This is a genomic window from Pseudomonadota bacterium (assembly GCA_034660915.1).
Lineage (GTDB): Bacteria > Desulfobacterota > Anaeroferrophillalia > Anaeroferrophillales > Anaeroferrophillaceae > DQWO01.
Genome location: JAYEKE010000085.1, coordinates 6,343 through 14,440, shown reverse-complemented (window position 1 = coordinate 14,440; position 8,098 = coordinate 6,343). Strand labels below are relative to the sequence as shown.

The following is an 8,098-nucleotide window of genomic DNA, read 5'->3' as shown; positions in this document are numbered from 1 at the left end:
AAATGGCTTGATTTCAATGCCGCCACCATAGATTTCGAAGGAAAACCGGCAATCATGGGCAATGTCATTGATATGACCGACCGCAAAAATAGTGAACGGGACTTGCTGACGGAAAAAGAGCGGCTGGCGGTTACCCTGAGCAGTATCGGCGACGGAGTCATGGTAACTGACCTGAGGGGGAAGATTACGCTCATGAACCATGCCGCGGAACAGATTACCGGCTGGACAACAGACGTTGCTCTTGGCCGCAAGCTGGAGATAGTGTTATCGGTAGCCACGGAAAATAATAATAAACCCTCGGTTGACCTCTGGCAACAGGCGCAAAAAACCGGAGCCCCCTGCCATCGACAGGAACTGGTTTACATCTATCCCCAGGAAGGCGGTGAAAAGATTATTGCTGACAGCGCCGCCCCCATCCGGGATCAAGACGGCAAAATAATCGGGATTATTATTGTCATCAGGGATATCACCGAAAAAATAAGGACCCGGAAAGAACTTCAAAGCTCAGAAAAGCTGGAATCCATTGGTCTGCTGGCCGGTGGCATAGCCCATGATTTCAACAACCTGCTGACCGCTATTTATGGGAATATATCCATGGCCAAAATGTATCCTGATGATAAAAACAAGGTTTTTCACTACCTGGATAAAACCGAAAATTCCCTGGAGCAGGCCAGAGGTTTAACCCAGCAGTTACTGACCTTCGCCAAAGGAGGATCACCAGTCAAACAGGCGGTCAACGTCGGGCATCTACTTCAGGAAATAGCGGAATTTTCCCTGCGGGGCAGCAAAACAAACTTACAGACCGATATAGCGACTGATTTATGGTCGGCTGAAGTTGATAGCGGCCAGTTCAGCCAGGTCATCAATAACCTGGTAATAAACGCCAAGCAGGCAATGCCGAATGGCGGAACCCTGACCATCAAAGTGGAAAACACCCTCTTTTCCCCGGAGGAAATGATAAACGGGAAGCAAAACGATCATTATATAAAAATAACGCTAACCGACCAGGGAATCGGCATCAGCCAAAAACATCTGGATAAAATATTTGACCCCTACTTCACCACCAAGCACGAAGGCAGCGGACTTGGGCTGGCAACGGTTTATTCCATTATTAAAAATCACCATGGCCGGATAAAAGCAGAATCACAACTTAGCAAAGGAACTACCTTTACTATTCTCTTTCCCGCTACAGAGACAATGGCAGCAAGCAATATAAAGGAGCCGGACAACATTGAAACAGAACTGACAGGCAGTGGCAAAATCCTGATCATGGATGATGAAGAAGTTGTACGGGAAGTTTGCGGCGAAATGCTCCTCACCATGGGATATAGCATCTACTATGCAGTAAATGGACAGGAAGCGCTGGACAAATACCAACAGGCCATGAGGGAGGAAAAACCTTTTGACCTGGTCATCATGGATTTAACCATTCCCGGCGGCATGGGCGGCAAAGAGGCGATCAGCAAACTACTGAAAATCGACCCTCAAGCCAAAGCCATTGTCAGCAGCGGCTATTCCCATGATGATGTGATGGCCAATTACCAGGATTATGGCTTTCAGGGAGTTGCAGCCAAACCTTACATCCTTAGCAACCTGAATAAGGTATTACAAAATCTTACTCATTAACTCAACTTTCTGACTTGTTGCCAAGAGATATTATCAGGATGTTCGGGCTTGGCTCACAGCGTCATTGACCGCCGAACGAATTACCACGACGGTAATTCGCGGCGGGCACGGGGACATTGCTTTAGCGGTGTCCCCACAAGCTGCACACGATGTGCAGCGAGAATGAGCGAGAGCCATGCCGGAACATCCTTAAAACAAATTTTTTCAAGCTGTTTTTTCATAACTCAGAAAGTTGAGTCATTAAATAACAGGAACTATTAATTATAAACCTGGAATTACGCCTCCCCAGCCACCGACTGCCGCAAAAACTGCTGGACCAGCTGCATGCCAATCAGTACATTCTGACAACCTCCTTGCGCTAGTTTTTCCCTGCTGATTTTTTAGTTTTTCCCTTGCGTCTTGCAAAGTTATTGCATTCTTTTAGCTGGAACTGAAAGAAATACTTGCAAAAAAATACTTGACAAAAATAATATAGATTAATATGTATAAGGAAACGGCAAGTCTTGATGATACCTGTTCCAACATACTTGAATCGGGAAGTCATGAACAAAAAAATTGCGGATAATCTCACTGAGTTAATAGGTAACACCCCATTGTTGCGGCTCCTTTCACTGTCAAAGGAGAGTGGAGCGAACATCATTGCCAAGCTGGAATATTTCAACCCCTTATCCAGCGTCAAAGACCGGATTGCCGTATCCATGATCAATGCCGCTGAAAAGACAGGGAAATTGAAGCCGGGCGGTTTGATCATTGAACCCACCAGCGGCAATACCGGTATCGGCCTGGCCTTTGTCGCCGCCGCCCGCGGCTACCGGCTGATTTTGACCATGCCGGATACAATGAGCGTAGAACGGCGGAACCTGTTGCGGGCCCTGGGGGCAGAAGTCATCTTAACCCCCGGTGCTGCCGGCATGAACGGGGCGATTGACAAGGCAACGGAAATACAAGAGCAAAATCCGAAAAGTTTCATGCCCCAACAGTTCAGCAATCCTGCCAATCCAGAAATACATCGGCAGACAACCGCGGTTGAAATATGGAACGATACCGACGGCAAAGTTGACATGCTGGTGGCCGGGGTGGGCACCGGCGGCACCATCACCGGCTGCGGAGAATTTTTAAAAGGGAAAAAAGCGGCCGTTCAGACAGTCGCGGTTGAACCGGCAGAATCCGCCGTTCTTTCCGGCAAAGCAGCCGGCCCCCATCGGATTCAGGGCATTGGCGCCGGATTTATTCCCGGAGTGTTAAACCGGGAGATCATTGATGAAATCATCACCATCTCCTCTGAGGAAGCCGGCGCCATGTGCAGGCGGCTGGCGAAAACCCAAGGGCTTCTGGTCGGCATTTCTTCCGGGGCCACAGCCGCGGCAGCCCTTGCCGTCGGCCGACAACCTGAAAACCGGGGAAAAGTGATCGTGGTCATTTTTCCAGACAGCGGCGAACGCTATCTGTCTACGTGGGCCTTTAATGAAACATAAGTTAAACGATTAGCTGTCAGCGTTTAGCGTTAAAAAATCAAGGCATTATGTTCATGAACAACAAAACCTAACAGGTGACCGCTTGAAACAGGAAACATGCTGTAATCATTGATCTAAGAGCTAACGGCTCAAAGCTGATAGCTCAATTCAGGTGAAACCTAAATAATCTTTTTCAATAGAACAAAACAACTATTATGGAGCAACTAACATGTGGGAATATACGGACAAAGTCAAAGAACATTTTCTCAATCCCAAGAACATCGGAGAGGTAGAAAACCCGGATGGAGTCGGGGACGTGGGTTCCATTGCCTGTGGCGACGCCCTGCACCTGACATTCAAACTGGACGAGCAGGGACGCATCGCCGACGCCAAATTTAAAACCTTCGGCTGCGCCAGCGCCATCGCTTCCGCCTCGGCCCTGACCGAACTGATCAAGGGGAAAACCCTGGAAGAAGCGGAAAAAATTACCAACCAGGAGATTGCCAACTATCTGGGCGGCCTGCCGAAAGAAAAAATGCACTGTTCCGTCATGGGACAGGAAGCCCTGGAACAAGCCATCGCTTCCTGTCGGGGAACTGAGGTACAAAAAGCGGAAGGAGAAGTCATCTGCGAATGTTTCGGGGTAACCGATAAGGAAATAGAGCGGGCCGTACGGGAAAACAACCTGAAAACGGTTGAGGATGTCACCAACTATACCAAGGCCGGCGGCGGCTGTGAACGCTGTCATGATGATATCAGGAAACTGATCGCCAAAGTTCAGGGAGAAACAGCTCCTGAAGAGAAAAAACCGCTCACCAATATTCAGAAAATCAAACTGATCGAGGAAACCATCGAACGTGAAATCCGCCCCTCTTTGCGGCAGGATGGTGGCGATATTGAGTTGGTAGATATAATTGGCAATCGCGTTCAGGTAGCCACCCGTGGAGCTTGTGCCGCCTGCCCTTCAGCTCCTATCACAATGAAAAACCTGGTGGAAGCCAAGCTGCGGGAATTTGTTTCCCCTGACCTGGTGGTTGAGGAGGTTTCCTCATGAAGCCAATCTATGTTGACAATAATGCCACTACCCAGGTAGCTCCCGAAGTAATGGCAGCCATGCTTCCTTATTTCCGGGAATATTATGGCAATCCTTCCAGCATGCATACCTTCGGCGGCCAGGTGGGACCAAAAGTCAGGAAAGCCCGGGAACAGGTTGCCGAATTGATCGGTGCCAATGCCGATGAAATCCTTTTTACCAGCTGTGGTTCGGAAAGCGACAACACTGCCATTCGTTCCGCCCTGGCCAGCAACCCGGAAAAACGCCACATCATTATCAGCCGGGTTGAACATCCAGCAATCCGTTCTTTAACCGCCAGCCTCGAAAATCAAGGGTACCGGGTTACGGAAATTCCGGTGGATAGTCAGGGTCATCTTAACCTGGAAAAGTTGCAGGAAAGCCTGACCCCGGATACAGCCATTGTTTCCATTATGTGGGCTAACAACGAAACCGGAGTCATCTTTCCCCTGGAAAAAATTGCAGAAATGGTTCACCGTCATGGAATCACTTTCCATACCGATGCGGTGCAGGCAGTGGGGAAAATACCCATAAACCTGCGCAATACCACCATTGATATGCTCTCCCTTTCAGGACATAAACTGCATGCGCCAAAAGGAGTTGGAGGCTTATTTATCCGCAAGGGAACTAAATTTTCTCCTTTTCTGATTGGCGGTCATCAGGAACGGGGACGGCGCGCCGGGACCGAAAATGTTCCTGGAATCATCGGCCTGGGAGCTGGCTGCCAGCTGGCTAAAAAAAATATGGACCAGGAAAATTCCAGGGTCAGGAAACTTCGTGATCACCTGGAAAAAGAGCTGTTGTATCGTATACCCAACTCACTGGTCAACGGAGACCCACTACAGCGATTGCCCAATACCAGCAACATCAGTTTTGAATTCGTGGAGGGAGAAAGCATCCTGCTGATGCTCAATGAATTTAATATTTGTGCCTCATCCGGCTCTGCCTGCACCTCAGGCTCCCTGGAACCTTCTCATGTCATCCGGGCCATGGGCGTTCCCTTTACCATGGCCCATGGTTCCATCCGTTTCAGTCTCAGCATCTACAACACCCGGGAGGAAGTTGATTTCATCATTGATAAATTACCCCCGATAATTGAGCGCCTGCGCCTTATGTCGCCATTTGGCAGCCAGGGAAATAAGGCGGCCTGCACCCTGCAATAACATGACTCTCTCAACCTTCTGACTTGCATTGTCAGGAATACATTAGCAGGATGTTCGGGCTTGGCTCATAGCGGTATTGGCCGCCGAACGAATCACACGATGTGATTCGCGGCGGACGCGGGGACATTGCTTTAGCGGTGTCCCCACAAGCCGGCCATGGACGGCCGGCGAGAATGAGCGAGAGCCATGCCGGAACATCCCCGAAAGTTTATTTCAGCTGTTTTTAGACCAACTCAGAAAGGTGAGTTGCTCAGGTTCAGAACTGATATAATTCAGGAAAATAAAGTTATGAATGATGTCCCCACCCCGGAACAATGCACTGAGCGGCTGGAAATTTCCAGCCAACACCGCCAGGAAATCCCCCTGGTGGTTGACCAACTGACGGCCACCTGTAAAAACGGTCAATGCTATGAACATCTGGCACCGGAGCCCATGCCGTCACGCGGAACAACCATTGAAATTATTCACCAGTGCCGCAAGATCCTTTTTCCAGGCTATTTTACCAGACTTCGGATCGATCCGGTAACCATTGAATATTATCTGGGCCAGGAGGTTTCCAACCTCCACGAAATGCTCAGCGAGCAGGTCATCCTGGCGGTCCGCCACAACTGCCTTCGTTACCATGAATCATGCAGTCAATGCGAATTACGGGGACACGAAGCCGCAATCCTTTTCATTAAGGAACTTCCCCGACTGCGAACCATGCTGGCCGATGACGTCCGCGCCTCCATGGAAGGAGACCCAGCCGCCAAAAGTATGGATGAGGTTATTTTCAGCTACCCGGGACTTTTTGCCATCACCATTTACCGGATTGCCCACCTGCTCCGCAAACTGGAGGTACCACTGCTGCCACGAATCATGACCGAATATGCCCACAGTAAAACCGGCATTGACATCAACCCGGGAGCGGAAATCGGCGAACATTTTTTCATCGATCACGGTACCGGCATCGTGGTGGGAGAGACAACAAGTATCGGCAACCAGGTACGCATCTATCAGGGGGTTACCCTGGGAGCTCTGTCACTGTCAAAAGATGCCGGGGTCCGCTATCGGGATATAAAACGTCACCCTACCATTGAAGACGAGGTGATTATCTATTCCGGAGCTACCATCCTCGGTGGCGACACAGTAATTGGTGCCCGCTCCATCATCGGCGGGAATGTCTGGATCACCAAGTCCATCCCCCCAGACACCAAAGTCCTGCTGAAAAATCCCGAGCTGATCCATATTACCAGCGAACACTGACTCTATCGTTTGTGGCTCCAGACAACCATTCTTCTTCCTGACCGCTTAGTTTTTTCTCCAGGCCCATTGACATCCACACAAGAATCAGTTTAATGATAAGTATAACATCATTATGTGACTCTCAAGCTGTCAGATCGGCAAGTTTCACTGTTATTCCCCTTACACATTGAATTTTTTGACTTAAGTCAAAGCTTTTTCATTATTCCCATGACAAAAATGTTGCTATATTTTCATCATGGGGTAGAATGTCGAATTAGATGGAGCATTGCATGCCTTTACCCGGAAACCTGCTGACCACCGCCATGGGCGTTATGCCGCACAAGGATATTGACCAAGCTTTAAAGTTGGCCATGTCCCTTGACATTCCCTTTTGGCCTCAGCTGCCCCACTACAGCTATTATGAAGACATGTATGTCCAGGCAGCAGAACATTTCCCAGGTATTATCCTTGACGTGAAGAAACAAACCCTGCGTTTTTCCACTGATAGATTTATCAATGAACTGGAAGAAGTCCTCAACCATTTTGATGAGCCCGAATATTTTGATGTCAGCAATCAGTATTCCGCGGTGTACCAGAAGTTCCTCTCCTATGACCTTTCCAGCTATCCGGCTATCCGCGGCCAGCTGGAAGGTCCGATCAGCTTCGGTTTTTTTATTAAAGATGAGAATGACCGACCAATCCTCTTTGATGATACGGTCCGCCCTTTCCTTTATGAATTCATGTCCAAACGAATAAATGTCCAACTGGCCCACCTGAAAGAAAAAAATCCCAACGCCTTCATGTTTATTGATGAACCAGGACTTCAGTTTCTATTCAACGCCATGTCCGGCTACAGTGACGTTTTTGCCCGGGAAGATATTAACAATCTCTTCGCCATGATTGAACGGCCCCGGGGCATCCATCTCTGCGGCAATCCGGACTGGGATTTTCTCCTGGGTTTCGACATGGACATCGTTTCCATTGATCTCTATACCAATGCCAAGGTCCTGCCCCTCTACACCAGATCAATTATCAACTTTCTTGAGCGGGGTGGAGTCATTGTCTGGGGCATTGTCCCCACCAACATTGAACCTTTCGAAAAGGAGACCATGGACAGCCTGATAAAACTGCTGGAAAGCACCTGGAAAAAATTATATCAAGAGGGACTTGATCGGGATTTCCTCCTTTCCCGCAGCCTCCTGTCACCGGCTACCTGCTGCCTGATCAACCCGGATAAGGAAAAAACCGTGGAAAAAGCTTTCCAGCTGACCAAAAACCTTTCAATACACTTGCGGAATCAATATAGATTGTTATAATCTAGGCTAAGTGATTGACACTTTACAAGTATAACTAAATTGAGCGATTAGCTTTTAGCCGTTAGCTGTTAGTTTAATGATTAAAGGGATTTCACTATATACATACAGTTTCCCGTTTGGTACTGTGTATTATCAACCTAAAACCTTAATTTTACTCAGCTAAATGCCAAGAGCTAACTGCTAATTGCTTAACTTAGGTATAATCTATAACCGAAAGGAGGAAATGAAAAAACCTGGAATGCT

At 48.5% G+C, this 8,098-nt stretch carries 8 protein-coding genes; 6 read left to right on the top strand and 2 right to left on the bottom strand.

Annotated elements, in window-relative coordinates; all coding sequences use genetic code 11:
* A partial coding sequence (locus U9P07_05075; protein MEA2108775.1) for a PAS domain S-box protein occupies positions 1-1,626 on the top strand: 1,626 nt, incomplete at its 5' end.
* 33 nt (positions 1,627-1,659) lie between these two features.
* On the opposite strand, the gene U9P07_05070 is transcribed toward U9P07_05075, so the two are convergent.
* Positions 1,660-1,803: a hypothetical protein gene (locus U9P07_05070; protein MEA2108774.1), complete on the bottom strand. Its 144-nt coding sequence runs from the start codon at positions 1,801-1,803 to the stop codon at positions 1,660-1,662.
* 365 nt (positions 1,804-2,168) lie between these two features.
* Here U9P07_05070 and cysK point away from each other — a divergent pair, with 365 nt between their 5' ends.
* The 3 genes from cysK (at position 2,169) to nifS (ending at position 5,315) form a co-directional block, all read left to right on the top strand.
* Positions 2,169-3,101, top strand: a complete 933-nt coding sequence (cysK, locus tag U9P07_05065; GenBank protein MEA2108773.1) for a cysteine synthase A — start codon at positions 2,169-2,171, stop codon at positions 3,099-3,101.
* Between the two features lie 208 nt (positions 3,102-3,309).
* Positions 3,310-4,134 carry a Fe-S cluster assembly protein NifU gene (gene nifU, locus U9P07_05060; protein MEA2108772.1) on the top strand — a complete coding sequence of 275 codons (825 nt, stop codon included), beginning with the start codon at positions 3,310-3,312 and terminating at the stop codon, positions 4,132-4,134.
* Positions 4,131-5,315 carry a cysteine desulfurase NifS gene (nifS, locus tag U9P07_05055; GenBank protein ID MEA2108771.1) on the top strand — a complete coding sequence of 395 codons (1,185 nt, stop codon included), beginning with the start codon at positions 4,131-4,133 and terminating at the stop codon, positions 5,313-5,315. The genes nifU and nifS overlap by 4 nt, the downstream gene beginning before the upstream one ends.
* A gap of 42 nt (positions 5,316-5,357) precedes the next feature.
* Here the strand turns inward: nifS and U9P07_05050 are convergent, their stop codons facing one another.
* Positions 5,358-5,513, bottom strand: a complete 156-nt coding sequence (locus U9P07_05050) for a hypothetical protein (GenBank protein ID MEA2108770.1) — start codon at positions 5,511-5,513, stop codon at positions 5,358-5,360.
* Positions 5,514-5,603: 90 nt separating this feature from the next.
* On the opposite strand from U9P07_05050, the gene epsC reads away from it, so the two are divergent.
* Positions 5,604-6,560 carry a serine O-acetyltransferase EpsC gene (epsC, locus tag U9P07_05045; GenBank protein MEA2108769.1) on the top strand — a complete coding sequence of 319 codons (957 nt, stop codon included), beginning with the start codon at positions 5,604-5,606 and terminating at the stop codon, positions 6,558-6,560.
* A gap of 269 nt (positions 6,561-6,829) precedes the next feature.
* Positions 6,830-7,855, top strand: coding sequence for a hypothetical protein (locus U9P07_05040; protein ID MEA2108768.1), 1,026 nt, complete (start codon positions 6,830-6,832; stop codon positions 7,853-7,855).
* The last annotated feature ends 243 nt before the right edge of the window (positions 7,856-8,098 follow it).